This window comes from Jannaschia sp. S6380, assembly GCF_023015695.1.
Taxonomy (GTDB): Bacteria; Pseudomonadota; Alphaproteobacteria; order Rhodobacterales; family Rhodobacteraceae; genus Jannaschia.
The window spans coordinates 890,504-914,605 of sequence record NZ_JALKAS010000002.1; the positions used below are offsets into that span (position 1 = coordinate 890,504).

A 24,102-nucleotide genomic window follows, 5' to 3' on the forward strand; every position below is an offset into this window, starting at 1 on the left:
CCTCATTCCATCCCGGCTATGGTCGCACGCAGCGTTGCCATGCCCCAGCCCTTCTCGCTGCTGGTGACGATCAGCTCGGGGAACGCCGCCGGATGGGTCGCGAGAACCGCGCGAGTGCGGGCCAGCGCCGCCTCGCGCTCGGCCGCCTTCACCTTGTCGGCCTTGGTCAGCACCACCTGGAAGGTCACCGCGGACGCATCCAGCAGCGACATGATCTCCTCGTCGACGGGCTTGGCGCCGTGGCGGGCGTCAATCAGGACGAAGGCACGTCGCAAGCTCGGCCGGCCGGACAGATACGCCCGGAGCAGCGCCTGCCACTTGGCGACGACGGCCACGGGCGCGTTGGCGAAGCCGTAGCCGGGCAGATCGACCAGGTAATGGCTGTCGGCCAGCGTGAAGAAATTGATCTCCTGCGTCCGTCCGGGCGTGTTGGACGCACGTGCCAGTGCCTTACGGCCGGTCAACGCGTTGATCAGGCTGGATTTCCCGACATTGGACCGGCCCGCGAAGCAGACCTCCAGCCTGTCCGACGGGGGCATGCCCGACATCGCGACGACCCCTTTCAGGAACTCGCCGCCGCCGGCGAACAGGCGCCGACCCGCCTCCTCCGCTTCGGGGCTGGGGGCGGGGACCTCGGGGAAGGGCAGGGCGTTCATCGGGCACTCTCCAGACGGGAGAGGTCGGCGCCGCGAATGGCGTCCAGGTTGCGCGTGATCCGTTCGCTGTCCCAGTCCCACCAGGCGATCTCCAGCAGGCGTGCCACGGTCTCCGCGTCGAAGCGGATGCGTATGATCCGCGCCGGGTTGCCGGCCGCGACGGCATAGGCGGGCACGTCGCCGGTCACGACCGCGTGGGCCGCGATGATCGCGCCCGCCCCGATGGTGACGCCGGGCATCAGGACGGCATGGTCGCCGATCCAGACATCCGCCCCGATTACCGTGTCGCCCTTGTGCCCCGTGTTCCAGCTCTCGGGGTCGAACCCCTTTTCCCAGCCATGCCCGAAGATGTTGAATGGAAAGGTCGAGAATCCGTCCATTGCATGGGTCCCGCCGTTCATGAAGATGCGCACGCCATGGGCCAGCGCGCAGAACGGCCCGATCGTCAGATGGTCGCCCGTGAAGTCGTAATGATGCATGACGTTCCGGTCGAAGAAATCCCGGGCGCCGTCGCGGTCATCGTAATAGCTGTAGGCGCCCACGGTGACGTTCGCGCGACCCTGCGCCAAGGTCCGCAGGAAGACGACTCCGTCATAGCTCGGCGCCATCGGTGCAAGCGTGTCCGGATCCGGCCCCGTCATTGCAGGACGAGGGCGTCGCCGCGCGCGACGGGCCCCCCTTCGATGCAACGCAGATAGACGCCGAAATCCCGGTGACCCCAGCGCGACTCAAGTATCCCGAGGGTATCGGTGTCGATATGGCCCGTATCGGGGTTCGCCATCGTGGCCCGGCACCGGGTGATCGGCGTCTCGACGTGGAACCGGGCGCCGCCCACGGTCAGGTCGCGTCCGATCCAATCGAATTCGGCCCAAGGCGCCGCGTCCGCGATCCAGAGATTGCCGCGCCAGCGATCCCGGCTGAGCGTCTTGCCGGCGGCCGCCTCGACCGCGGCATGGCTGGCGAGGTTGTTCAGCGAAAGCGACGGAAAATCTGAATCGGTAAAGCCGCGCCCGGTCGCGCGGACGATCCCCACCGGCGCGGTGCGCGTCGGGTCGACCAGCGGCGCGATCCAGTCGAGGAAAGGCCGCCCGTCGCCATCCGGATCGAAGGTCAGGTCCGGGCGATCCGGGTGCCGCAGGGTAACGGTGTCCGAGCCGGTCTCGGCGGTAATGGCCATCAATGCGGGCGTCTTCGCGCCGCGCATGAAATTCGCGCACCGGACCCAGGTGCCGCCGTCGAGACGCGACGCCTCATGCGCGACGGCCCAGACCCGGTCACCCGGCAGTGTTCCGCTTGCGGCAATGTCGAATCCGGCGACGGACTCGCGTCCGTGTCCCTTGATCGGGTGCCGCCAGATCTCGGTCAGTTTCACTTGCGACTCGACGGGGGCTTGCCGTCATTCGCGACTGCCGGCTTGCGCTTGAAGCTGCCCTTGATGTTGCCGAAAAGGTCCGGCTTGGCGCCGTGGCTGCGCATGATCGTGTACTGCTGCACGAAAGTGATCGTGTTGTTGGCGATCCAGTAGACGACCAGACCGCTGGCGAATCCGCCCAGCATGAACATGAAGACCCATGGCAGCCAGGCGAAGATCATCGCCTGTGTCGGATCGGTCGGCGCCGGGTTGAGCTTCTGCTGCAGCCACATCGAGACGCCCAGGAGGATCGGGAGAATGCCGATGAAGACCAGCGCCAGGATGCTGCCCGGTTCGGGCGCGGCGAAGGGCAGGAGGCCGAACAGGTTCATCAGCGAGGTGGGATCGGGTGCCGACAGGTCTTGGAAGGGTCCGAAGAAGGGGGCGTGGCGCAGCTCGATCGTGACGAAGATCACCTTGTAGAGCGAGAAGAAGATCGGGATCTGCAGCAAGATCGGCAGGCAGCCGGCGGCCGGGTTGACCTTGTTCTTCTTGTAGAGCTCCATCATCCCCTGCTGGAGTTTCTGACGATCGTCGCCGGCCTTCTCCTTCAGCTTCTCCATCTCGGGCTGGAGTTCCTTCATCCGCGCCATCGACACGTAGGATTTGTAGGCCAGCGGAAACAGGATCGCCTTGATGCAGAGAGTCAGCACGATGATGGCGATGCCCATGTTGCCGATCAGCGCGTTGAACCAGTGCAGCGCTGCGAAGATCGGCTTGGTCAGGAAATAGAACCAGCCCCAATCGATGCTGTCGACGAAGCCCGCGACGCCCTGTTCGTTCTGGTAGGCGCGGATCGTCTCCCATTCCTTGGCGCCGGCGAACAGACGGGATTCGGTGTTCACGGTGGCGCCGGGGGCGATCTCGACGGCGCCGAGGCGCGTCTCGGTCTGGTAGATATCGGCGCGATCGACGTATTTCACCACTTCGGCGAAGGGCACGCCCGCGGGGGGGATCAGCGTCGTCATCCAGTATTTGTCGGTGAAGCCGATCCAGCCGTCCTGGGTGCCTTCGATGCGCTGGACGCGTCCGCCTTCGGCCTGGACGAGATCGAGGTCGGTCATGTCGTCGTATTCGATCTCGGCCAACTCGCCGTCGGTGCGCGCGACGACTCCTTCGTGCAGGATGAAAAAGTTGACCGTCTCGGGTTCCCCATGACGCGCGATGAGGCCGTAGGGCGCAAGGCGGACGGGCGTATCGGTGGTGTTCTCAACCGACTGCGACACGGTGAACATGTAGTCGTCGTCGACCGCGATGGTGCGCTGGAATATCAGGCCGGCACCGTTGTCCCAGGTCAGGACCAGGGGCGTATCGGGCGTCAGGGCCGCGCCCTCCGGCGCCTGCCAGAGGGTTGCGGCTGACGGGACCGCCTCGGTCGGGACGTCTCCGGCCGGCACCCAGCCATGCAGCGCGTAATAGGCGTCCGGCCCGCCCGCAGGCGACAGCAGCGTCACGATCGGCGAGTCGTCGTCCAGTGTCTCGCGGTAGTCCCTGAGCGAGATGTCGTCGATCCGGCCGCCCACGAGCGAAATCGAACCGGTCAGGCGCGGCGTCTCGACGGGCACGCGGGCCGAGGCGGCCACAGCGGCGGCGCGGCTCTCGGCTGGCGATGCCTCGAGCGCACCCGGTGCGACCGCGATCTCGCCCTCGGCGGACGGGGGCGGGACCAGGGCGCCCGGTTGCGGAGCAGAGATGCCGTCCGACGTGTCCCCCTCGACGATGTCGGGCGAGCGCTGCTCCGGCGGGAAGAGTACGAACCAAACCAGCAGGACCACGGCGCTGAGCACGGTGGCGAGGATGAGGTTCTTGTTCTGATCGTCCATCGGAAAGACCTGTTGCGCGCGGAAGGGGTACGGTGTCGGGGGTTGCGCGCCGTTCAACAGACCGCGCCCCCGAACGTCAAGGCCAATCCAGCCCCGTGCGGCCGCCAGCCTATCGCGTCCGCCGCGACGTCGGGTCAGGCTTTGCAGGGGCCCGAGCCGCTTTTGCCGGCATGGCCGGCCCCCTCGCCCGGCGCGCAATTCCTGGGCCTTGGGTCTGCAGTCGTGACGGAGACCGCAGGCAGCGCCCTGCTTTCAATGTCTCCGGCCCGTCGGCCGCGGGCCCAAGGGATGGTGTCGGACAACGGCATGGGCCGCGCGATGCCGTAGCCTTGCAGCTGCGGGCACCCGAGGGCGACCAGCGCCGCGCGCTCCGCCACCGTTTCGACCCCCTCGGCCAAGGTCTCGATGCCAAGGCGTTCGGCCAGGCCAAGTATGGCGGCCACGATCTCGCGCTGGGTCGCGTCCGCGTCGATCCCGGTCACGAAACTTTGGTCGATCTTGATGCGGTGTACGCCGAACCGCGCGATATGCGCAATCGAGGCCGCACCGGTCCCGAAGTCGTCGAGGTCCAGCCGGAACCCCGCACGTCGCAGCATCGTGACGTTGCGCATGATCGCCTCGTCATCGCCACGCAGCGTGACCGTCTCCAGAATCTCGATCGCCAGACGTTCGGGGCGGATGTCGTAGCGATCGAGCTGCCAGATGATGCGGTCCGACAGTCGCGGGTCGGCCAACTCTTCCAGCGACAGGTTCACGCCAACGCATGGCACCTCCAGCCCTGCGCGGTCCCAGGCGACCAGCGCCTCGAGGCTTGCGCGCAGGATATGCTCGCCCAGTTCGGCGCATCGGGCGGCGGCGGCGATCGCCGGCAGGAACTGGCCCGGCGTCAGGACGCCAAGCGTAGGGTGGTGCCATCGCGCCAACGCCTCGAACCCGGCCAACCGCCCCGTTCGCGCGTCGACCTGCGGCTGGAACCAGGGGCGGAACTGCCCTTCGATCAATGCGTCTTCCACTTGCGCCGACAGGCGGTGGTCGGTTTCCACCCGCGTCTGGATGTCCGGCGTGAACACGCGCACGGCCTCGGCGCCCTGTCGCCGGGCCAGACGCAGTGCACAGTCGGCCGCCGCCAGCATCGCCGCGCCCGTCCGCGCCGGTGCCATCCCCTCGTTGCAGATGCCGACGCAGGCATGTACGCGAACCGAACATCCGTCGACCAGCACGGGCTCGGCCACGGCCGTCTGGATTCGGTCGACGATCGCCATGACCACATCCAGATCTGCCCGTCGTGTCGGCGCGAGCACGATGACGAGCCCGTCCTCGCCCTGTCGCAGCACCGCATCCGGGGTCCGCAGCACCGCTGCAACGCGTGGGACGAGCCGGGTCATGACTGCCTCGCCGATATCGGTGTCCCAGGCGCCGTCGGCCACGTGCAGGTCGTCGACGACGACGTGCAGCACGGCCGTCGTGCGGTCCTGACGGCTGCATTCCCGAAGCACGCCGTCGATGATGTCATGGATGGGCCCGCGTGCCAGCGGACGGACGGATACGGTATCACCTGCTTGCGAGGCCCGGACGCCGCGCCAACCCAGCCGACCGTCCAGGACCAGTAGCAGCGGAAAGACCATCATCAGGGTCACCGCGACAGCGTCCTGACCGCAGACCCAGGCCAAGCCCGCCATCGCCGGAAAAAGCAGCGCCCAGTCGATGCGCGGTGGCCATGCGGCCCGCCGCGGCGCGGGAGGGTTCGGCATTTCGGGCCCGTCCGGCATCTTCGTCTCCGATCGTTCGTCGGGACATGCCTGGGGCACAGTCGTGAGCAGAGCCTTAACGCAGGCGCGGAATTTCCGTCGAATTTTCGTTATCCGCGGCCGCAAGCGCCGCGAAATCGAACAGGGATGGGTCCAGCATGTGCGATGGCCGGACCTTCATCAGCGCCGAGAAGATCTTTGCGCGCCGTCCTGGGGCCTTCGCTTCCCATCCGTCGAGCATCGCCTTGATGGCCTGCCGCTGCAGCCCGTCCTGGCTGCCGCAGAGGTCGCAGGGAATGATCGGGTAGGCCAGCGCCGCGGCGAAGCGGGCGCAATCCTCCTCGGCCACGTGGGCCAGGGGCCGCAGCACGCCGAGGTCACCCTCGTCGTTCACCAGTTTTGGCGGCATCGTAGCGACCTTGCCGCCATGGAAGAGGTTCAGAAAGAATGTCTCGAGAATATCGTCCCGGTGATGACCGAGGACCACCGCGGCGCATCCCTCCTCGCGCGCGATCCGGTAGAGGTTGCCCCGTCGCAGGCGCGAGCAGAGCGCGCAATAGGTGCGCCCCGCCGGGACCTTGTCCTTCACCACGGAATAGGTGTCGCGGTACTCCACCCGGTGCGGCACCCCCATCCGCGACAGGAACTCCGGCAGTACGGTCGCGGGAAAGTTCGGTTGCCCCTGATCCAGGTTGCACGCCAGGATGTCGACCGGCAGCACGCCGCGCCATTGCAGTTCGGTCAGCGCGGCCAGCAGCGTATAGCTGTCCTTGCCGCCCGACACGCAGACGAGCCAGCGGTCACCCCGGCGGACCATGCCGTAGCGATCGATCGCCTCGCGCGTTTCGCGGATGATCCGCTTGCGCAGCTTGCGGAACTCCGTCGTCTTCGGCGCACCGGAAAACAGCGGGTGGATATCGTCTGCCTCGTCCAACATGACGTGCCTCGTGGATGCGGTCGCATGGGCGGCGATAGCCGATCCCGCGCCCGGTTTCCACCGAGCGCGGGTGATGCGGCATCAGCGGAGGTATCGCGTCCAGTGCCGCTGGGCCTCGATATCGGGCAGGCCGACGTCGCGGCGCAGATGGTCAGGCAGGCTCGCCGCATCCGGCGGGCGCGCTTTCGGACGCAGCAGCGCCAGAAGCGCGGCCAGGAGGACGCGGCCGGCGCCGTGCCGGGCGATCGCGTGGTCAATGAGGTCGCGCGATGGACGCGGCGACGTTATGCGCAAGGCTGTCATATTCAACATCCCGGGCAAAATGGCCCGGGTCCCTGTCATGGGTTGTGAGAATGGGTCGTGCCGCGCGCCCATTGGGGCACGACGATCAGGACCGGTTCTGTCGGGATGCCCGAAGGCAGCGAGGGATCAGGCGGTGCAGGTCCAACGAAGGACGGACACCTTCATGCGCGCGCCGGGGCGGTGAAATGCTTGGATCATATCCATACGGCCCCTCCCTCGATCAGATGCGGCGCTGGGGTTTCCGTACACTATTACGCCGCGTCAGCCAACAGTCGCGATGTCGGGGGGGTAATCTGTGGCGCCCGGGTCTCAGTCGGGGACGTTGTCGATGCCCGATCCGCCCCAGGGGTGGCAGCGCGCGATGCGTCGCGCCGCCAGCCATCCGCCGCGCAGGCCGCCATGGCGCTCCAATGCCTCGAGCGCATAGGCCGAACACGTGGGCTGATAGCGGCAGTTGTGCCCGACATGGGGCGAGAACACCGCCCGATAGGCATGCACCGGCATGGCGAGGAGGCGGGCGAGGGGGGTCATCGATGCGCCCGGTCCAGCGCGCCGCGCAGGTCGTCCAGCAATGCGTCGAAGGCCCGGCCCGCCGTCGCGTCCTTCCGACCGATCAGGGCGTAGTCCCAGCCGGGGCGACCGGCCATCGGAAGGACGATGCGCGCGGCCTCGCGCAGGCGGCGTTTGGCCCGGTTGCGGGCGACCGCATTGCCGACCTTTCTGGAACAGGTGAACCCCACACCGACTGCCGGATCCTCGTCACCCCGGTCGCGGGCCTGGAGAAGGAACGCACCCGCGGGCACCCGGATGCCGCGGTTTAGGGCCAGGAACTGCGGACGGGTCCGCAGAATGCGCAAAGACGCCGGAGAGGCATCCCCCTCCGGCGTCATGTCTGTCCGACCTGTCAGGGGATCTACGCCGACAGGACCTTGCGGCCACGTGCCCGGCGCGCGTTCAGAATCTTGCGTCCGGCCTTGGTGGCCATGCGGGCGCGAAAGCCGTGGCGGCGCTTGCGGACGAGGTTCGAGGGCTGGAAGGTACGTTTCATCGCCTTCACTCCGTGGTCTTGGGCCGGAATCACTCACGGCCGCCGGGAAAACTGGAAGCCGCCGTCTAGGGCACGTGGAATCAGGTGTCAACGGGCGCCCGTGCAGCGCCGAGGCCATCCGAACCTGTAACAAAGCGCCCTGTGGGGCATCCTGCAGACACGACCGCTCAAACGGGCGTGAGGGGGGATATCGCGAATGGCACCCGGCCGTCACACAGGCGGCGATCCGGTGCACCTCCCCTGCATCGCCCCTCGACAGACTGGATGGAAATGATGACCGATCGAACGATGAACACGCGCCCCGACAATCCCCGCAGCGTGGCCCGCTACCTTCCGCTGGCGGTGATCGGCGTCGTGGCGCTCGGCGGGGCTTTCCTGCTGCGTGAGCATCTCAACTTCGCGACCCTGGCCGAGAATCGCGAAACCCTGCTGGCGTTCCGCGATGCGAACTATCCGGCGACCGTGGCGGTGGTCCTACTGGCCTATGTCGTGATCGTGGCCTTCTCGCTGCCCGGCGCGGCAATCGCCACGCTGACGGGCGGGTTCCTGTTTGGCGTCTTTCCGGGCGCGCTTTTCAACGCGGTGGCGGCGACGCTGGGCGCGACGGCGATCTTCCTGGCGGCAAAGCATGGGCTGGGCGACCGTTTGGCCGCCAAGATGGATGCCGCCGGCGGCGCCGCACGCAGGCTGCGCGAGGGCATCCGCGAGGATGAGACGTCGTACCTGTTCATCATGCGACTGGTTCCGGCGGTCCCCTTCTTCGTGGCCAACCTGGTGCCCGCCTTCGTGGGGGTGGGCCTGCGCAAGTATGTCGTCACGACGTTCCTGGGCATCCTGCCCGGCACGGTCGTCTACACTTGGGTCGGCGCCGGGTTGGGCGAGGTCTTCGCGCGTGGCGAGACCCCCGATCTCGGCATTATCTTCGAGCCGCATATCCTGGGCCCGATCATCGGACTGGTCGCGCTGGCCTGCCTGCCCATTGCGGTCAAGAAACTGCGCCGGAAGGGGTAGGAACATGAACATCCAAGCCACCCCGGACGAAATGCTGCGCGCGAAGGAGCCCCCGATGCAGGAAATCAAGACCGACGTTCTGGTCATCGGTGCGGGGTCCGGCGGGCTCAGCTTCGCGGCCGGGGCCGTGCAGATGGGCGCGGACGTAACGCTCCTCGAAGGGCACAAGATGGGCGGCGATTGCCTGAATTTCGGCTGCGTGCCGTCGAAAGCGCTGATCGCCGCGGCCAAGCAGGCACAGGCCATGCGCGGCGGCGAGAGATTCGGCGTCACCCCGGTCGACCCGATGGTCGACTATGCTGCCGCCAAGCGCCACGTCCACGACGTCATCGAAACCATCGCCCCGGTCGACAGCCAGGAACGGTTCCAGGGGATGGGCGTCCGCGTCATCCGCGAATACGGGCGCTTCGTCGACCGCGATACGGTTGTCGCCGGTGACAACCGGATCACGGCGCGCCGGATCGTGATCGCGACCGGCTCGTCACCCTTGGTTCCGCCGATCGACGGGTTGGCCGACGTGCCCTTCCATACCAACGAGACGATCTTCGATCTGATGGAGAAGCCCGACCATCTGATCGTCGTCGGCGGCGGTCCCATCGGGATGGAGATGGCCCAGGCCCATATCCGCCTCGGCTGCAAGGTCACGGTGATCGAGGGCGCCAAGGCCCTGGGCAAGGACGATCCCGAAATGGCAGCGGTCGTGTTGAAACGGCTGCGGGACGAGGGCGTCGAAATCATGGAAGGCGCGCAGGTGACGCGGGTTTCCGGCAGGGATGGGGCGATCACGGTGCACACGCCCGCGGGCGATGTCGCCGGCACGCATTTGCTGATGGCCGTCGGGCGCAAAACCAATGTCGAGAAGCTGAACCTGGACGCAGCCGGCGTGGAACATGACCGCGCCATCAAGGTCGGGTCCGACCTGCGCACCACAAACCGCCGGGTCTATGCGATCGGCGACGTGGCCGGCGGGTATCAGTTCACCCATGTCGCGGGTTATCACGGCGCCACGGTGATCCGCCCGATCCTGTTCGGTCTGCCCGCGAAGGCACGCACCGACCACATCCCCTGGGCCACCTATACCGACCCGGAACTGGCCCAGGTTGGCCTGACGGAGGCGCAGGCCCGCGAGGCGCATGGCGACAGGCTGGAGGTGCTGCGCTTCCCGTATCACGAGAACGACCGTGCCATCGCCAGCGGCCGGACCGAGGGTCTGATCAAGGTGATGGTCGTGCGGGCGCGCATCGTCGGTGCCTCGATCGCCGGCGCGCAGGCGGGTGAGCTCATCGGTCTCTGGGCGCTGGTCATCGCCAATCGCATGAAGATCGGCCAGGTCGCGCAGATGGTCGCGCCCTATCCCACGCTGGGTGAAATCTCCAAGCGCGCGGCCGGGCAGTACTTCGCCCCGCGCCTGTTCCAGAGCGAGGCGGTCAAGACCGTGGTTCGGCTGGTCCAGCGGTTCCTGCCCTGATGCGGCGCCCCTGTCGCCATCCGGCGGCGGGGACGTTAACCTGCCGATGCCACCAAACACCGGATCTTCCATGCTCACGACACTCTCGGGCCGCTTCCTGATCCTGACCGTGGCCTTCGTGATGCTGGCCGAGGTTCTGATCTTCGTGCCCTCCATCGCGCGCTTCCGCCTCGACTACCTGACCGACCGGATGGAACGCGCGCAGATCGCCTCGCTGGCCCTTTTGGGCACCGGCGACATGATCGACGAGGAGGTGGAGGCCGAACTCCTCGACAATGCGGGCGTGCTGAACGTCGTTCTGCGACGCGATGCGATGCGGCAACTCGTGCTGTCGTCGGACCTGACGCGTCCGGTCACCAAAACCGTCGACCTGCGCGACCCGCCCGCCACGGTCCTGATACGCGACGCGATGGCCCGGTTCTTCATGCCGGGGTCGGAGATCATCCGCGTCATCGCCGAGCCTGCGCGAGGGGGCGGCGTCCAGATCGAGGCGGCGATCGACACTTCGGACATGCATGCCGCGATGATCGACTACGGTCTCAACATCCTGTGGCTCAGTCTCGTCATCTCGGTCATCACGTCGGCGTTCCTTTTCCTCGCCGTGCGCCGGCTGATGGTTGCGCCGATCCGGGGCCTCGTGCGGCAGATGAATCGCTACGCCGCCGCGCCGGAGGATTCGCGCCGGGTGATCGAACCCCGGTCCCGCATCCGCGAGCTGCGAGAGGCCGAGACGACCCTGCGCGACCTTGAGACCCAGCTGACGCAATCCCTGCGCCAGAAGGAGCGGTTGGCCCAACTGGGCAGCGCCGTCGCCAAGATCAGTCATGATCTGCGCAACATCCTGACCACCGCGACGCTGCTGGCCGACCGGATGGAGCGGGTGGATGACCCGACCGTTCGCCGGGTCGCGCCCAAGATCGTCAACTCCCTGACCCGCGCCGTGAACCTGACCGAAGGGACGCTCGCCTTCGGCCGCGCCGAGGAGGCGCCCCCCGCGCTGCAGATGATCGAGGCCGCCCCCTTCCTCGACGAGATCTGCGAGGGCGAACAGCTGGCCGTCGCGCCGGACGCCGTGCGCATCCACCACGATGTGCCGCGCGGCGTGACCTTTCGCGGCGACCCCGAGCAGATGCACCGCGTCATCGGCAACCTGATCCGGAACGCGCGCCAGGCGATTCAGGTCACCGGCACCCCCGGCGAGGTCGGGGTCGCGCTGTCCGAGACCGCCGATGCGTGGCACATCAAGGTCTGCGATACCGGCCCCGGCCTGCCGCCCAAGGCGCAGGAGAACCTGTTCCAGGCGTTCCAGGGCAATGTGCGCAAGGGGGGCACCGGGCTTGGCCTGGCGATCGCCTCCGAACTGGTCCGGGGCCATGGCGGCACGCTGGAGTTGGAAAGCACGAGTTCGGATGGCACCGTGTTCCGCGTCATCCTGCCGCGCGAAGTCGGCTAGACCGGCCATATGCCTGCATCGCGGTTCCGTATGGCGTTTGAGGACGGCCCAGGAAACACATGCACGGCCCAGGACTTCCGCGTCCCTCGGCCGACGGCCATGGACCTGAGCGACATGCCGCGGCCATATCTGATCGAATCGCGCGCCGCCAAATCCGGTACCGGAAACGGTCCGCCCCGAGGTTTGCGATCGCCTCCTCGCGATGCCTGCGTCAAGCCGACGCGGCCAGCGCCTCGCCGCAAGCAACCCCGGACGACCACGCCCATTGGAAGTTGTAGCCGCCCAGCCATCCGGTCACGTCGACCGCCTCGCCGATGACGTGAAGGCCCGGTACCTCACGCGCTTCCATCGTTTTCGACGACAAGGCGGCCGTGTCGACGCCGCCGGCCGTGACCTCCGCCTTGGCATAGCCTTCGGTCCCCGTGGGGTGGAACGTCAGCGCCTCCAGCATGGCGGCGGCGCGGTCCAGCTCGGCATCGCTGGTGTTGCCCAGCTCGCGCGTCAGGCCGATCCGCGTGGCCAGCGCGTCGGCCAGCCGCGTCGGCAGCCATTCGGCCAGCGCCGCCTTCAAATGCGCCCGCGGCATCCGGCGCCGCGCCGCACGCAGCCGTGTGCCCGCCTCGGCCAGCACCTCCAGCACGACGGGCGTGCCCGGCGACCAGTAGGACGAGACCTGCAGGATGGCCGGGCCGGACAGGCCCCTATGGGTGAACAGCGCCGCCTCGGCGAAAGCCACATCGCCCACCCGCGCGATCGACGGGCAGGCGACGCCCGCGATCCCGCAGAAGGCCGCGTCCCCGTCGCCCAGCGTCAACGGCACCAACGCCGGACGCGGCGCCACAACGGCCAACCCGAAGCGGCGGGCGATGTCATAGGCGATACCGGTCGCGCCCATCTTGGGGATCGACGGCCCGCCGGTCGCGACGACCAGTCGTCGGGCCGACGCGCCGGCGACGCGGAAGCGGCCGTCGGCATGGTCGATCTCGCCGATCCGGGTGTTCAGCCGGATCTCGACGCCGCCCTTCGCGCATTCTTCCAGCAGCATCGCCACCACCTGCCGCGCCGATCCGTCGCAGAATAGCTGGCCCAGCGTCTTCTCATGCCAGGCGATCCCGTGGGCCTCGATCAGCGCAAGGAAGTCCCACTGTGTGTAGCGCCTCAGTGCCGATTTGGCGAAATGCGGGTTCTCGGACAGAAAGCATGCCGCCTCGGTCCCGAGATTGGTGAAGTTGCACCGCCCGCCGCCCGAAATCAGGATCTTCTTTCCGGGCTTCGCCGCATGATCCAGCAACAGCACGCGCGCGCCGCGCTGCCCGGCGGTCGCCGCCGCCAGCAGCCCGGCGCCACCGGCCCCGAGGATGATCGCATCGTAGTCGGCCAAGCCCGCGCGCCCCGTCTTTCTTTCATTGTGCGTGCATGGTGTATGTACGGTGGACGTGCAGGGGGTGCACGCGGATTTCCCTGCAATTCGGGTCTTGCACCCCCCGCGCACGGGGGCTATCTGCGGCCTCAGTCGTGCGCTGGTAGCTCAGTTGGATAGAGTACTTGACTACGAATCAAGGGGTCGGGGGTTCGAATCCTCCCCAGCGCGCCATTTTCCCTACATTTCAGTGTCTTAAGGCAATGGCCCCGTCTGCCATAGCCTGACTTTCAGGCCCCCGTGCGGCACCACCGGTCCCGGCGGGCCGAGGGGCAGGTTCATCGCGCCGATCAGTGACGCCTCGGTCGTCACGATGCCGACCCGCCAGCCGCCGAACCGCTCCCGCAAAGATGTGCCCAAGGCACTGTAGAGCGGGAATAACTTAGCCCTCTCCCCGATCCGCGTGCCGTAGGGTGGGTTCGCGATCACCAGCCCCGGGGGACCCTCGGGCGGGGCGATCTCGCTGACACTGGCTTTCTGGAACGTCACCAGATCCGCCACGCCCGCCCGTTCGGCATTGGCGCGGGCGGCCGTGAAGGCGCCGGCATTCCGGTCCGATCCCCGGAACCGTTGTGTCGTCCGTGTCCTGTCGACCGGCTGGCGCATCTCGGTCCATTGCGCGGCGTCGAAACTCGCGAGCTGCTCGAATGCGAAGGTCCGTCCGCGCCCGGGCAGCAGCTCCGCCGCCATTTCCGCCGCCTCCAGAACGAAGGTGCCCGAGCCGCACATCGGGTCGAAGACCGGTTCATCCCCCGAGAACCCGCATTGCCTCAAGAACATGGCCGCCATCGTCTCGCGGATGGGGGCCTTGCCGATGGCGGGTTTGTGACCTCGCTTGTGCAGGCTCTCGCCGGAGGTATCGACACTCAGGATCACGAGGTTGTCGTCGATCCGTGCCTTGATCGTGACCTCCGCTTTGGCCGAGACCGCGACCCCCGCACTCTCCGCCAGCGCCGTCTCGATCCGCTGCTGCGCGGCGCCGGCGTGATAGATCTTGGATTTACGGTTTGTCGTCACGTCCACGCGCACCGGGACGTCGGCGCGCAGAACCGTCAGCCAGGGGAACTTTCGCGCCCGTTTGTCCAATTGTGCCAGATGGAAGGCACGGAACGCGCCGATGCGGGTCAGGACGCGGACGGCGCCGCGCAGCGTCAGATTGGCGCGCCAGACCTCCGGCCAGCCGCCCTCGATCACGACTCCGCCGCGATCCGGACGCGGGTCCCGAAAGCCGGCCTCTCGGGCCTCGTCGGCCAGGGCGCCCTCCAGCCCGGGCGGGCAGGCCAGGAAAATCTCGAAAGATCCGCCGTCAGCCAAAGGCGAGGCCGGGATAGAGCGGCTCGTATATCGGCTCCAGCGTCGCGGTGTCGAAGAGGGAGGACACCGATGTCCCGTTCCAGATGTTCAGAATCGCCTGGGTCAGCATCGGTGCGGTCGGCACGATACGAATGTTCGGGCAATCCTTCACCGGCTGCGGCGGCTCGATCGAGTCGGTGATGACCAGCGACTTCAATTGCGACTTGGTGATCCGTCCGACGGCGGGGCCCGACAGGACGCCATGGGTGATGTAGGCGTGCACCTCGGTCGCGCCCGCGTCGATCAGCACGTCGGCGGCCTTGCACAGCGTCCCGGCGGTGTCGCAAATATCGTCGACGATGATGACCTTCTTGCCGGAGACGTCGCCGATCACGGTCATCTCGGAGACTTCGCCCGCTTTCTCGCGCCGCTTGTCGACGATGCTCAGCGGGGCGCCGATCCGTTGGGCCAACTCGCGCGCCCGGGCGACGCCGCCCACGTCGGGCGACACGACCGCGACATCGTCCATCGCGCCTTTGAAATGGTGCAGAATGTCGAGCGCGAAGATCGGCGAGGCATAGAGATTGTCGACGGGGATGTCGAAGAACCCCTGGATCTGCGCGGCATGCAGGTCCATCGTCAGGACCCGCTCGACCCCGGCGCTCGCGATCAGGTTGGCGACCAGCTTGGCGCTGATCGGCGTCCGTGCCTTCGTGCGACGATCCTGCCGGGCGTAGCCGAAATAGGGGATGACCGCCGTGATCCGCGCCGCACTGGACCGGCGCAGCGCGTCCGCGATGATGAGCAGTTCCATCAGGTTGTCGTTCGCGGGGTTCGAGGTCGGCTGGACGATGAACATGTCCTCGCCGCGCACGTTCTCGAACACCTCGACGAAGATTTCCTGGTCGTTGAATACCTCGACCCTGGCATCGACCAGGCCGGTCCGAACGCCGCGGTGCATCGACATCCGTCGGGTGATGGCTTGGGCGAGGGGACGGTTTGCGTTGCCGGAGATGATCTTCGGATCGGGGCTGGGCATCGGTGTCCTCGCGAATCGTCCCGGGCGCAATTGCGCCTCGCCTAGCACCGCGCTTACCCTCCGGCCAGCCACAACCACGGAGCGGGCCATGCAGATCGATTACTACTTCGCGACGATTTCGCCTTATACGTATCTCGCGGGCACCCGCCCGGCCGAGGTCGCGGCCCGTCACGGCGCGACTCTGAACTACAAGCCGCTGTCGATCATGGACCTGTTCGCCCGGACCGGCGGGACCCCCCCGAAGGATCGCCACGAAAGCCGCAGGGAATACCGCCTGATCGAGATGCGCCGCTCCGCCGCCAAGCTGGGCATGCCCATCAACCTGCAGCCGGCGCACTGGCCCACGAACCCGGCCCCGTCCTCCTATGCGATCATCGCCGCGAGTCGGGACGGATCCGGCGATATGGCGGAACTCGTGGCCGGGATCACGCGGGCCTGCTGGGTCGAGGAACGCGACATCGCCGAGGACGACGTCATCGCCGATTGCCTGCAGGCCGCCGGGTTCGATCGCGGTCTGGTCGACAAGGGCATGATGGCGGGGGCGGAGACGTATGCCCGCAACCTGGAGGAAGCGGTCGCGGCCGGCGTGTTCGGTGCGCCCTTCTTCATCGTCGGCGACGAAAAGTTCTGGGGTCAGGACAGGATCGACGACCTCGACACTCATCTCGCCCGGGCCTGAATTCCGCAGGGACGGCGAAAGGAAACGCCGTGAAAGGTCCCTTCGGCGCAAACGGGTCGACCCTCTAGGGGGTCGACCCAGCGGCGAACCATGGCGACCGTCAGGCAAGTATTCCCGAGGACCTGTATATACAGGTGGGCGCCGGATAACGCGGCCAGGACCGCGACAGAGCCAGCTCCCTCGGAATTGCTTAAGGCCACCGGAATTTTGCCCAGGCGACGGGAAGCACAGAAGCACCGCACGCCCGATGTAGGCGCCGCGGCCGCACCCCGCAAGGGCGGCGGGCGACTGGACTTTTGTTCACCTTTCATTCACACAGCCCGGATGACGCCCGAGATGCTTCAGCCCGGACAGTTGCTCGCCAGGGGCGTGGCCCGCCATCTGCGGGACCGGGACTTCATGTGCCTGGAGGAGTTTACGCCCGATCGCGGCAAACGGGTCGATGTCATGGCGCTGGGTCCCAAGTGCGAGTTCTGGATCGTCGAGTGCAAGTCGAGCCGGGCCGATTTTACTTCCGACACGAAATGGCAAGGCTATCTCGAATGGTCGGACCGGTATTTCTGGGCCGTCGACACGGCGTTCCCCGTCGATCTTCTGCCGCCCGAGACCGGGTTGATCCTGGCCGACCCGTTCGGTGCGGAGGTCGTGCGCATGCCCGATGTCACACCGGTCGCGCCCGCGCGTCGCAGGGCCCTTTTGATGAAGTTCGCACGTTGTGCCGCCGGTCGCCTGCACGGGCTGCGGGATCCGATGCTGGCGACGCGGGAAGGGGCCTAGCCGGCGGTGTCGACGATGGCGGCCGCGGCGCGGATCTCCTCGGCGATCTCGCGGGCTTCGTCGGGGTCGAAATCCATCGAGATCTCGGCGCCCCCGCTTTCCACGAAGATGCGGACCATCCCCTGATCGGTCGGTCCGATTTGCAGGTTCGCCACGGCGTCGGATTGATCGTTTATGCCCATGGGTCCGGGTCTAGACATCGCTCTGGTCGCGCGCAAGGCTGCACGCCATGGCATGCGATACCATCACCTTGCGCGATCTGGAGCCCGGCGATGCCGGCTGGGTGGCTATGCGTCACGGCGAGCTTTATTCGGCCGACGAGTCTTATGACATCGGGTTCGAGGGGCTGGTGGCAGGGATCCTGTCGGACTTCATCGCCTATCGCGGCACCAAGGATCGCGCCTGGATCGCGGTCGATCCAGACGGGGTGCGGCAGGGCTGCGTGTTCTGCGTCTGGCCCGACGACGCGACGGCCAAGCTGCGCATGTTCCTGGTGGAGCCCGCGATGCGCGGGTCGGGTCTGGCGCAGCGAATGCTGGACGAACTGCTGCTGCATGCCCGCGCCAACGCGGCCCAGCGCCTGATCCTCTGGACCCATGCGAGCCATGTCGCGGCCGGCCGTCTTTACGCGCGCAACGGCTTTCGGATGGTCGACGAGTTGCCGGTGGTCGCGTTTGGGCAGCCCACGGTCGAACAGAACTGGGAACTTCCGCTCTGATCGATCAGGTGTCCGGCACGTGCCGATGGGTCTTCCGACGCCCTTGCGCCGCGCAGGACGCTTCGCTAAACGGCCCCGAGTGCCGGCGTAGCTCAGTTGGTTAGAGCGCCTGATTGTGGATCAGGAGGTCCCCCGTTCGAGCCGGGGCGCTGGTACCATCCTCCGACACTTCCGTTTCGCTAGAACAGGACGATATCGCCCGCCTGAACCTCGGCGTCGTTCTCGAACCGTGCGACCAGGCGCTTGCCCGCGATGCCCGTCCCGTCCTCGTCGAACCAAAGCCGTCCGCTTTCCTGGTGGAAGACGAACCTGTCGTTCGCATCGCCGGCCACCAACCCTTCGGTGAACCGTGCACCGGCCAGCGTCCCGGCGTTCAGCCCGGATCCGTCCGTCAGGTAGAGCGCGATTTCCAGACGGTCGGCCTCGTCCGGCCCGTTGGTGTTGAAATCGACGATGCTGTCCGCGCGGCTGTTGCCGAATGCTTCGCGGAAGATGAAGGCATCGTCGCCATCGCGTCCGCGCATCCTGTCCGCGCCCCCGCCGCCGTCAAGCCGGTCATCCGCGAAGCTGCCCTTGATGAAGTTGTCCTGCGCGTTGCCGACGCCGTGCAGCCCGTCGGGTCGGTCGCCGGACCGGGTCAGGATAAGGCGTTCGACGTTTTCGGACAGCTCGTAATCCGACCGCGACCGGACGATGTCGATCCCGGCATCCGCTTCCTCCTCGACGCGGTCCTTGCGGCTGCGCACGATGTAGAGGTCGCTGCCCTTGCCGCCCGCCATCTCGTCATGGCCGTGGCCACCGTTCAGGGTGTCGTCGCCGTTGCCGCCGGTCATCGTGTCGACCCCGTCGCCGCCGAACACCCGGTCGTCGCCGCGCCCGCCCGACAGATAGCTGCCGCCGTCGCCGGTCGCCCGCAGGATATCGTCGCCGTCGCCGCCGAACATCTCGGTTCCGCTGCCGCCGGTCAGGGAATCGTCGCCCACGCCACCCAGCAGGATATCGCCCTCACCCACCGCCGTGATCGTGTCGTTGCCGGTCAGACCGAAGATCGCGTCCGCGGCGGCGGTGCCGACCAGGACGTCGTTCGGGTCGTCGAACTGGTCCCCGGTGATGGTGTTGTCGAAGATGCTGCCCAGACCGGTCATGTTCTCCAGCAACTCGCGCAATTCGCCCAGCTTGCCGGTCATCTGGTCGACGGCGTCCGAGACGCGGTCGATTATCGGCTGCAGCGCGTCCCTGAGGTCGTCGATGATGTCGAAGATCGGCTGCAGCGGCGCCAGTAGCTTGTCGCCCAGCGAATTGACCGCGGCATTCAGATCGAAGCCCAGCCCGGCCAACAGGTCCAGCACCAGGTCCTCGACGAAGTTCTGTACGACCGCGATGGCATTCCCGATCGTCGCGATGATCTCGCCCGGGTTGACGACCACGGCGGGCGTGATGACCGGATCGGTCCAGTAGCCGCCCGTCCAGCCGACGAAGGGCACCCAGACGCGCGGGACCCAGACGGACGGAATGACCGTCACCGCCGGGATCACGGTATAGTCCTGAAACAGCGCGGTCTCGATCGTGGTAAACGCGTCCTTGATCGGGGCGAAAGCCGCGTCGATGACGTCGCCGGCATCGTCGAGCAGGGACAGATCCGGCATCAGGTTCGCGATCTGCCGCGCCGCGTCGTCGACGGCACCCCGGGCATCGCGCAGCGGATCGAGAATGGAATCCTGCAGCGCGAAATAGTCGTCCAGACGATCCTTGTAGTCGTCCATCCGGAAGCCGAGGCGCGTGCCGTCGACATTCTCGGATCCGAGGCTGAGTTTGAGGTTTTCCGCCTCGGTCGTCTGCAGGTCGTTCACGACGCTCAGTGCCGTGGCCGCGCCCTTGACCGCCGTCATGACCTTGACGCCCTTGTCGGTCAGGTTCTTGGCGGGGCGCAGGTCGATGTCCAGGTCCCACAGGATGTCGGCCTGCTCGTTCATCCGCTCGACCGTCGTGCCGGCGACGCGGTCGAATGTCTTGACCGCGCGGCCGATCCCATAGGGGATCGCGGACAGCGGAGTGATCAGCGTCTTCGGCAGATCGAGCGGCGCGGCGATCCCGTTGAGTTCGGCCGCGATCGCCGCCGGCGTGTCGAGCCCGGCCTTGAGGAGCGTCAGTCCCTTCGACACATCCCCGACCAGGTCGGTCATCGCGACGACATCCTCGGTGAAACGCGCCTGTTTGCGCGCGAACGCGTTGCCTGTCGTCATGATCTGATCCCCCGCTTTAGATTCAGAGGATTACGCGGTTAAAGTTTACGCAACGTCAAGTGACGTGAACGTCACGTGTCGGGCGGGCGTGCGCTCATTGGAGATCCGAAAAGGCGGCGCGCAGCCTTTCCGTCGCCGCCATCACGTTCGCGCGCGGCGTGGCAAGGTTGAACCGCAGGAAGTTTTCGCCGCCCTTGCCGAAGGTCGTGCCGTGGGACGCGGCGATCCTGGCGTCCTTTTCGACACGGGCCGTGAACTCCTGTCGTGACATGCCGGTATCGGTGAAGTCGACCCAGCCCAGATAGGTCGCCTCCAAGGGGGTGGAGCGCAGGCCGGGGATCGCGGCGATGCCTTCATCGAACAGCCGCCGGTTTCCGTCGAGATAGGTCATCAGGTCGTCGACCCAGGCCGCACCTTCGGGCGAATAGGCGGCCATGGTCATGAAGAGGCCGAAGGAATTGGGCGACATCCCGAGCGCGCTCATCCGCTTGGCGAATTGGGCGCGCAGCTTGTCGTCCTGCACGATGACGTTGCCCGAATGGGTCCCGGCGATGTTGAACGTCTTGGTCGGGGCGGTCATCATCACCAGCCGGTCTTCGATGCCGTCGACGTCGGCCATCGGGATGTGGCGGGATCCGGGGTAGACGAGGTCATGATGGATCTCGTCCGCGACGAGGGTGAGGTCGTGGCGCTTCGCGAAGGCTGCGAACCCGTCCAGTTCCTCGCGGGTCCAGACGCGACCGTTCGGGTTGTGTGGCGAGCACAGGATCATCATCGTCGCGCCCTCGCGCGCGACAATCTCGTCCCAGCTGTCGAAATCGGGGACGTAGCGCGTGCTCTCGCGGGCCAGTTCGCATTCCACGACATGCCGGTCGTTTGCCTTAATGACGCGAGCGAAGGCATGATAGACGGGGGTGAACAGGACCACACCATCGCCCGGCTCGGACCAGGTTTCGACGCACATCGCCGTCCCGTTGACCAACCCGTGCGTGGTAAAGATCGCGCCTGCTTCGACGTTCCAGCCGTGGCGTTCCTGCATCCACCAGCGGATCGCCTCGCGATAGGGACCGTCATTGCCGAAATACCCGATGAAGCCATGGTCGACCTGGTCCTGCAGCGCCTGCAACACACAGGCGGGCGGGCGAAAATCCATGTCGGCGACCCACATGGCGAGGCCGTCGTCGCCGGGTACGCCATAGATCTGTTCCATCATGTCCCACTTGACGCAGTGACTCCCGCGGCGGTCGATGATCTGGTCGAAGCGGGGGTCGGCATTCATGGCATATCTCCGTCAGGTCGCGGGGACCCTAGCCCCGCCCGCGCCGGTTGCAAGGCGGCGGGGCCCCGACTAGATCGGGCGCGATGAAACGCCCGATCCTCATCCATCCCGATCCGCGCCTCAAGCAGGTGGCCAGGCCGGTCGCGGACCTGTCAGACGAGCTTCGCCGGCTCGCCGACGACATGCTTGCCACGATGTACGACGCACCCGGCATCGGGCTGGCCGCGCCGCAGGTCGGCGTGGATGCGCGCCTGGTCGTCGTCGATTGTGTGAAGGAGGAGGGGGAGAGCCCCCGCCCCCTGGTCATGTTCAACCCCGAGATCCTGGCGAGCAGCGCGGAGACGAACACCTACGAGGAGGGGTGCCTTTCGATCCCGGATCAATATGCCGAGGTGACACGCCCCGCCGAGGTCGAGGCGCGATGGATCGACGAGACCGGGGCCGAGCGGACCGAAGCTTTCGACGGTCTCTGGGCGACCTGCATCCAGCACGAGATCGACCATCTGGAGGGGAAGTTGTTCATCGACTACCTTGGCGCGATGAAGCGACAGATGATCACCCGTAAGATGCAGAAGCTGAAGCGCGAGATGGCGCGTGGATAGAAAGGGCCTGGCCAGACCGGCTGGGCGAGCCCGCTCGTGGTGCCGGTGCAACGCCATGGCCGCGTCGTGATACGGGACATCGTCTTTCATCCCGATCCTTTTCTTCGGACGCCGTGTCGTCCGATCACGGAAAATCCGACCGCGCTGGCGCGGGATCTGCTCGATACGATGTATGCTGCGCCGGGGCGCGGTCTGGCTGCGCCGCAGATCGGCGTGGATGCCCGGATCTTCGTGACCGATGTCGGCTGGAAGGACGGCGTGCCCGACCCGCGGGTCTTCGTGAACCCCGAGATCGTGGCGTCGGAAGGCCGACAGGTGAACACCGAAGGATGCCTTTCGATTCCCGACACGCCCCGGCGGATCGCGCGTCCGGCCGCCGTGACGCTTGCGTTCGACGGCGCGCTGAGCCGCCGCGAGGAAGTGTTCGAGGGTTTCGCCGCCGCATGCATCTGCCATGAGTTGGACCATCTCGACGGCGTCCTGATCCTCGACCATCCCGAGGTGGCATGACGCATCGCCCGTTCCTTCGTTGGCCGGATCCGCGCCTGCGCCGCCCGGCCGACTCCGTCGATGCGGTCACAGATGCGACGCGTGCCATCTGGGACGAGATGATCGCCGCGATGCGCGCCATGCCGGGCGTGGGTCTGGCCGCCCCGCAGCTGGGCATCATGCAGCGTCTCGCCGTCGTCGATGCTGGCGACGGCACGGGCGTCACGCGGCTGGCCAATCCGAGGGTCCTGCATGCAAGCACCCGGATGCGCGAGCATGAGGAGGCATCACCGAACCTGCCGGGTGTTTCGGCCGTGGTGGCGCGCCCGCGGGCCGTCATCGTCGCCTACCTGGACGAGGGCGGAACGCCCCGCGAGGCCGAGTTCGTCCATCTGGGCGCGACCAGTGTCCAGCACCAGATCGACCATCTGGACGGTCGGATGTATTTCCATCGCCTGTCCAAGCTTAAACGGGACATGCTGCTCAGGAAGGCGTCGAAATGCGCGTGATCTTTATGGGAACCCCGGATTTTTCCGTCCCGGTCCTCGATGCGCTGCATGACGAGGGGCACGAGATCGTCGCCGCCTACACGCAGCCCCCGCGTCCTGCCGGGCGCGGTCGGCGAGATCGCCCGTCGCCGGTGCAGGTGCGCGCCGAGGCGCTGGGTATCGAACTGCGGACGCCCGGATCGCTGAAGGACGCGAAGGCGCAGGCGGCATTCGCCGCGCTCGATGCGGATATTGCCGTCGTCGTGGCCTATGGGCTGCTCCTTCCGCAGCCGGTTCTGGATGCGCCGGCCCATGGCTGCATCAACGTCCATGCATCCCTGTTGCCCCGGTGGCGCGGCGCGGCGCCGATCCATCGCGCGATCATGGCGGGGGATGCACGCACCGGCGTCTGTATCATGCGGATGGAGGCGGGGCTGGATACCGGACCCGTCCTTCTGCGCGAAGAGACGGCGATCGGCCCGACCGAGACGACCGGCGATCTGCACGACCGGCTATCCGACATGGGGGCCAGGCTGGCGGCGCGGGCGGTGGCCCAGATCGACCGCCTGTCGCCCGTGGCGCAGCCCGCCGAGGGCGTGACCTATGCCGCCAAGATCGACAAGGGCGAGACACGGACCGACCTGACCTGGAACGCCGAGACGGTCGCGCGGCACGTCAACGGCCTGTCGCCCTTTCCGGGGGCATGGATCGAACGTGACGGGGCGAGGGTAAAGCTGCTGCGCGCCGATCCCGTGCCCGGCACGGGTGAGGCCGGCACCGTCCTGGACGAGACCGGGCTGGTCGTGGCAACGGGGCAGGGGGCCGTTCGCCTGTTGGAGGTGCAACCGGCCGGCAAGGGTGCCATGTCGGGGGCGGACTATCGAAACGGCGCGCATCTCGCGCCCGGCGACCGGTTGGAGGGATAGCGCATGTTTCCGACACTTATCGGGACGGTCGTGATCGCGGGGCTGGTCGGCTACGCGTCCGAGCGCATGGCGTTCACGCATAACGGTTACCTGCAAAGCATCATCATCTGCGTCGGCGGGGCCTTCCTGTTCTATTTCGTCGCGCTGATGTTCGGGTTCGGGTTTCGAACGCAGGGCCTGAACGCGATCGTCGCGTCGATCGGTGCCCTGGTGATCGTGCCGACGCATTGGCGCCGCTAGCCGGGTTCGAATCCGCTGGGCTGGACGGGCGCGCCGTGGTTTCCTAACTGG

At 67.0% G+C, this 24,102-nt stretch carries 27 protein-coding genes and 2 tRNA genes; 13 read left to right on the top strand and 16 right to left on the bottom strand.

The features are described from left to right. Window positions 1-2 precede the first annotated feature (2 nt). The 10 genes from yihA to rpmH form a co-directional block, all read right to left on the bottom strand. Window positions 3-656: a ribosome biogenesis GTP-binding protein YihA/YsxC gene (gene yihA, locus MWU52_RS17465; RefSeq protein WP_246954423.1), complete on the bottom strand. Its 654-nt coding sequence runs from the start codon at window positions 654-656 to the stop codon at window positions 3-5. Beyond that, a complete protein-coding gene (locus tag MWU52_RS17470; RefSeq protein ID WP_246954424.1) occupies window positions 653-1,264 on the bottom strand; it encodes a CatB-related O-acetyltransferase in 612 nt (203 codons plus the stop codon). The genes yihA and MWU52_RS17470 overlap by 4 nt, the downstream gene beginning before the upstream one ends. 29 nt (window positions 1,265-1,293) lie before the next feature. Continuing rightward, window positions 1,294-2,028, bottom strand: coding sequence for an MOSC N-terminal beta barrel domain-containing protein (locus MWU52_RS17475; protein WP_246954425.1), 735 nt, complete (start codon window positions 2,026-2,028; stop codon window positions 1,294-1,296). Further along, a complete protein-coding gene (yidC, locus tag MWU52_RS17480) occupies window positions 2,025-3,890 on the bottom strand; it encodes a membrane protein insertase YidC (protein ID WP_246954428.1) in 1,866 nt (621 codons plus the stop codon). Before yidC ends, MWU52_RS17475 begins: the two co-directional genes overlap by 4 nt. A gap of 134 nt (window positions 3,891-4,024) precedes the next feature. Then, window positions 4,025-5,641, bottom strand: coding sequence for a bifunctional diguanylate cyclase/phosphodiesterase (locus MWU52_RS17485; RefSeq protein ID WP_246954430.1), 1,617 nt, complete (start codon window positions 5,639-5,641; stop codon window positions 4,025-4,027). Window positions 5,642-5,714: 73 nt separating this feature from the next. Continuing rightward, window positions 5,715-6,575: a tRNA 2-thiocytidine(32) synthetase TtcA gene (gene ttcA / locus MWU52_RS17490; protein ID WP_246954432.1), complete on the bottom strand. Its 861-nt coding sequence runs from the start codon at window positions 6,573-6,575 to the stop codon at window positions 5,715-5,717. An 81-nt stretch (window positions 6,576-6,656) separates the two neighbouring features. After that, window positions 6,657-6,878 (bottom strand): hypothetical protein, encoded by a 222-nt coding sequence (locus tag MWU52_RS17495; protein WP_246954434.1) that lies wholly within the window; start codon window positions 6,876-6,878, stop codon window positions 6,657-6,659. A gap of 309 nt (window positions 6,879-7,187) precedes the next feature. Beyond that, window positions 7,188-7,409 (bottom strand): membrane protein insertion efficiency factor YidD, encoded by a 222-nt coding sequence (gene yidD, locus MWU52_RS17500; protein WP_246954436.1) that lies wholly within the window; start codon window positions 7,407-7,409, stop codon window positions 7,188-7,190. Further along, window positions 7,406-7,768, bottom strand: coding sequence for a ribonuclease P protein component (locus tag MWU52_RS17505; protein WP_246954438.1), 363 nt, complete (start codon window positions 7,766-7,768; stop codon window positions 7,406-7,408). The genes yidD and MWU52_RS17505 overlap by 4 nt, the downstream gene beginning before the upstream one ends. 23 nt (window positions 7,769-7,791) lie before the next feature. Further along, window positions 7,792-7,926, bottom strand: coding sequence for a 50S ribosomal protein L34 (gene rpmH, locus MWU52_RS17510; protein ID WP_050929300.1), 135 nt, complete (start codon window positions 7,924-7,926; stop codon window positions 7,792-7,794). 273 nt (window positions 7,927-8,199) lie between these two features. Between rpmH and MWU52_RS17515 the strand changes: the two genes are divergently transcribed. From MWU52_RS17515 to MWU52_RS17525, 3 genes are all read left to right on the top strand, one after another. Beyond that, entirely contained in the window at window positions 8,200-8,937 is a 738-nt protein-coding gene (locus MWU52_RS17515; RefSeq protein ID WP_246954440.1) for a TVP38/TMEM64 family protein, read from the top strand. A 55-nt stretch (window positions 8,938-8,992) separates the two neighbouring features. Continuing rightward, complete coding sequence (locus MWU52_RS17520) at window positions 8,993-10,405, top strand: FAD-dependent oxidoreductase (RefSeq protein WP_246954668.1); 1,413 nt, start codon at window positions 8,993-8,995, stop codon at window positions 10,403-10,405. A gap of 70 nt (window positions 10,406-10,475) precedes the next feature. After that, entirely contained in the window at window positions 10,476-11,858 is a 1,383-nt protein-coding gene (locus tag MWU52_RS17525; RefSeq protein ID WP_246954442.1) for a HAMP domain-containing sensor histidine kinase, read from the top strand. Window positions 11,859-12,069: 211 nt separating this feature from the next. Here MWU52_RS17525 and MWU52_RS17530 read toward each other — a convergent pair whose 3' ends face one another. Continuing rightward, window positions 12,070-13,239: an aminoacetone oxidase family FAD-binding enzyme gene (locus MWU52_RS17530; RefSeq protein WP_246954444.1), complete on the bottom strand. Its 1,170-nt coding sequence runs from the start codon at window positions 13,237-13,239 to the stop codon at window positions 12,070-12,072. A gap of 136 nt (window positions 13,240-13,375) precedes the next feature. On the opposite strand from MWU52_RS17530, the gene MWU52_RS17535 reads away from it, so the two are divergent. After that, a tRNA-Arg gene (locus MWU52_RS17535) sits at window positions 13,376-13,452 on the top strand. A gap of 21 nt (window positions 13,453-13,473) precedes the next feature. On the opposite strand, the gene MWU52_RS17540 is transcribed toward MWU52_RS17535, so the two are convergent. Beyond that, window positions 13,474-14,592: a class I SAM-dependent RNA methyltransferase gene (locus tag MWU52_RS17540; RefSeq protein ID WP_246954446.1), complete on the bottom strand. Its 1,119-nt coding sequence runs from the start codon at window positions 14,590-14,592 to the stop codon at window positions 13,474-13,476. Further along, window positions 14,585-15,610: a ribose-phosphate pyrophosphokinase gene (locus MWU52_RS17545; protein ID WP_246954450.1), complete on the bottom strand. Its 1,026-nt coding sequence runs from the start codon at window positions 15,608-15,610 to the stop codon at window positions 14,585-14,587. Before MWU52_RS17545 ends, MWU52_RS17540 begins: the two co-directional genes overlap by 8 nt. An 88-nt stretch (window positions 15,611-15,698) precedes the next feature. Between MWU52_RS17545 and MWU52_RS17550 the strand changes: the two genes are divergently transcribed. Both MWU52_RS17550 and MWU52_RS17555 read left to right on the top strand, forming a co-directional pair. Next, window positions 15,699-16,289, top strand: a complete 591-nt coding sequence (locus MWU52_RS17550; protein WP_246954453.1) for a 2-hydroxychromene-2-carboxylate isomerase — start codon at window positions 15,699-15,701, stop codon at window positions 16,287-16,289. Window positions 16,290-16,613: 324 nt separating this feature from the next. Continuing rightward, window positions 16,614-17,066, top strand: coding sequence for an MmcB family DNA repair protein (locus tag MWU52_RS17555; RefSeq protein ID WP_246954456.1), 453 nt, complete (start codon window positions 16,614-16,616; stop codon window positions 17,064-17,066). Here the strand turns inward: MWU52_RS17555 and MWU52_RS17560 are convergent. Then, window positions 17,063-17,248, bottom strand: a complete 186-nt coding sequence (locus MWU52_RS17560) for a DUF6324 family protein (protein ID WP_246954459.1) — start codon at window positions 17,246-17,248, stop codon at window positions 17,063-17,065. The genes MWU52_RS17555 and MWU52_RS17560 overlap by 4 nt on opposite strands. Window positions 17,249-17,295: 47 nt before the next feature. On the opposite strand from MWU52_RS17560, the gene MWU52_RS17565 reads away from it, so the two are divergent. Together MWU52_RS17565 and MWU52_RS17570 are read left to right on the top strand one after the other, a co-directional pair. Continuing rightward, the gene (locus tag MWU52_RS17565; RefSeq protein WP_246954462.1) at window positions 17,296-17,784 is read left to right on the top strand and encodes a GNAT family N-acetyltransferase; all 489 of its coding nucleotides are present in this window, start codon (window positions 17,296-17,298) and stop codon (window positions 17,782-17,784) included. Window positions 17,785-17,865: 81 nt separating this feature from the next. Next, window positions 17,866-17,942 (top strand) — tRNA-His (locus MWU52_RS17570). A gap of 21 nt (window positions 17,943-17,963) precedes the next feature. Here MWU52_RS17570 and MWU52_RS17575 read toward each other — a convergent pair. Together MWU52_RS17575 and MWU52_RS17580 are read right to left on the bottom strand one after the other, a co-directional pair. Beyond that, window positions 17,964-20,027 carry a calcium-binding protein gene (locus tag MWU52_RS17575; RefSeq protein WP_246954465.1) on the bottom strand — a complete coding sequence of 688 codons (2,064 nt, stop codon included), beginning with the start codon at window positions 20,025-20,027 and terminating at the stop codon, window positions 17,964-17,966. A 94-nt stretch (window positions 20,028-20,121) separates the two neighbouring features. Beyond that, window positions 20,122-21,306, bottom strand: coding sequence for a PatB family C-S lyase (locus MWU52_RS17580; protein ID WP_246954467.1), 1,185 nt, complete (start codon window positions 21,304-21,306; stop codon window positions 20,122-20,124). An 83-nt stretch (window positions 21,307-21,389) separates the two neighbouring features. Here MWU52_RS17580 and def (MWU52_RS17585) point away from each other — a divergent pair, with 83 nt between their 5' ends. From def (MWU52_RS17585) to MWU52_RS17605, 5 genes are all read left to right on the top strand, one after another. After that, window positions 21,390-21,908: a peptide deformylase gene (gene def, locus MWU52_RS17585; protein ID WP_246954469.1), complete on the top strand. Its 519-nt coding sequence runs from the start codon at window positions 21,390-21,392 to the stop codon at window positions 21,906-21,908. 66 nt (window positions 21,909-21,974) lie between these two features. Further along, window positions 21,975-22,418, top strand: coding sequence for a peptide deformylase (def, locus tag MWU52_RS17590; RefSeq protein WP_246954471.1), 444 nt, complete (start codon window positions 21,975-21,977; stop codon window positions 22,416-22,418). Continuing rightward, window positions 22,415-22,906: a peptide deformylase gene (gene def, locus MWU52_RS17595; protein ID WP_246954473.1), complete on the top strand. Its 492-nt coding sequence runs from the start codon at window positions 22,415-22,417 to the stop codon at window positions 22,904-22,906. Before def (MWU52_RS17590) ends, def (MWU52_RS17595) begins: the two co-directional genes overlap by 4 nt. After that, window positions 22,897-23,811, top strand: coding sequence for a methionyl-tRNA formyltransferase (fmt, locus tag MWU52_RS17600; RefSeq protein WP_246954475.1), 915 nt, complete (start codon window positions 22,897-22,899; stop codon window positions 23,809-23,811). Before def (MWU52_RS17595) ends, fmt begins: the two co-directional genes overlap by 10 nt. Before the next feature lie 3 nt (window positions 23,812-23,814). After that, window positions 23,815-24,051: a hypothetical protein gene (locus tag MWU52_RS17605; protein ID WP_246954477.1), complete on the top strand. Its 237-nt coding sequence runs from the start codon at window positions 23,815-23,817 to the stop codon at window positions 24,049-24,051. The last annotated feature ends 51 nt before the right edge of the window (window positions 24,052-24,102 follow it).

What these genes read in the sequence shown, in the direction of transcription:
- yihA (WP_246954423.1), bottom strand. Translation starts at nt 656, where the DNA reads ATGAACGCCCTGCCCTTCCCCGAGGTCCCCGCCCCCAGCCCCGAAGCG.
- MWU52_RS17470 (WP_246954424.1), bottom strand. Translation starts at nt 1,264, where the DNA reads ATGGCGCCGAGCTATGACGGAGTCGTCTTCCTGCGGACCTTGGCGCAG.
- yidC (WP_246954428.1), bottom strand. Translation starts at nt 3,890, where the DNA reads ATGGACGATCAGAACAAGAACCTCATCCTCGCCACCGTGCTCAGCGCC.
- MWU52_RS17485 (WP_246954430.1), bottom strand. Translation starts at nt 5,641, where the DNA reads ATGCCGAACCCTCCCGCGCCGCGGCGGGCCGCATGGCCACCGCGCATC.
- ttcA (WP_246954432.1), bottom strand. Translation starts at nt 6,575, where the DNA reads ATGTTGGACGAGGCAGACGATATCCACCCGCTGTTTTCCGGTGCGCCG.
- MWU52_RS17495 (WP_246954434.1), bottom strand. Translation starts at nt 6,878, where the DNA reads ATGACAGCCTTGCGCATAACGTCGCCGCGTCCATCGCGCGACCTCATT.
- yidD (WP_246954436.1), bottom strand. Translation starts at nt 7,409, where the DNA reads ATGACCCCCCTCGCCCGCCTCCTCGCCATGCCGGTGCATGCCTATCGG.
- MWU52_RS17505 (WP_246954438.1), bottom strand. Translation starts at nt 7,768, where the DNA reads ATGACGCCGGAGGGGGATGCCTCTCCGGCGTCTTTGCGCATTCTGCGG.
- rpmH (WP_050929300.1), bottom strand. Translation starts at nt 7,926, where the DNA reads ATGAAACGTACCTTCCAGCCCTCGAACCTCGTCCGCAAGCGCCGCCAC.
- MWU52_RS17515 (WP_246954440.1), top strand. Translation starts at nt 8,200, where the DNA reads ATGACCGATCGAACGATGAACACGCGCCCCGACAATCCCCGCAGCGTG.
- MWU52_RS17520 (WP_246954668.1), top strand. Translation starts at nt 8,993, where the DNA reads ATGCAGGAAATCAAGACCGACGTTCTGGTCATCGGTGCGGGGTCCGGC.
- MWU52_RS17525 (WP_246954442.1), top strand. Translation starts at nt 10,476, where the DNA reads ATGCTCACGACACTCTCGGGCCGCTTCCTGATCCTGACCGTGGCCTTC.
- MWU52_RS17545 (WP_246954450.1), bottom strand. Translation starts at nt 15,610, where the DNA reads ATGCCCAGCCCCGATCCGAAGATCATCTCCGGCAACGCAAACCGTCCC.
- MWU52_RS17550 (WP_246954453.1), top strand. Translation starts at nt 15,699, where the DNA reads ATGCAGATCGATTACTACTTCGCGACGATTTCGCCTTATACGTATCTC.
- MWU52_RS17555 (WP_246954456.1), top strand. Translation starts at nt 16,614, where the DNA reads ATGACGCCCGAGATGCTTCAGCCCGGACAGTTGCTCGCCAGGGGCGTG.
- MWU52_RS17560 (WP_246954459.1), bottom strand. Translation starts at nt 17,248, where the DNA reads ATGGGCATAAACGATCAATCCGACGCCGTGGCGAACCTGCAAATCGGA.
- MWU52_RS17565 (WP_246954462.1), top strand. Translation starts at nt 17,296, where the DNA reads ATGGCATGCGATACCATCACCTTGCGCGATCTGGAGCCCGGCGATGCC.
- MWU52_RS17575 (WP_246954465.1), bottom strand. Translation starts at nt 20,027, where the DNA reads ATGACGACAGGCAACGCGTTCGCGCGCAAACAGGCGCGTTTCACCGAG.
- MWU52_RS17580 (WP_246954467.1), bottom strand. Translation starts at nt 21,306, where the DNA reads ATGAATGCCGACCCCCGCTTCGACCAGATCATCGACCGCCGCGGGAGT.
- def (WP_246954469.1), top strand. Translation starts at nt 21,390, where the DNA reads ATGAAACGCCCGATCCTCATCCATCCCGATCCGCGCCTCAAGCAGGTG.
- def (WP_246954473.1), top strand. Translation starts at nt 22,415, where the DNA reads ATGACGCATCGCCCGTTCCTTCGTTGGCCGGATCCGCGCCTGCGCCGC.
- fmt (WP_246954475.1), top strand. Translation starts at nt 22,897, where the DNA reads ATGCGCGTGATCTTTATGGGAACCCCGGATTTTTCCGTCCCGGTCCTC.
- MWU52_RS17605 (WP_246954477.1), top strand. Translation starts at nt 23,815, where the DNA reads ATGTTTCCGACACTTATCGGGACGGTCGTGATCGCGGGGCTGGTCGGC.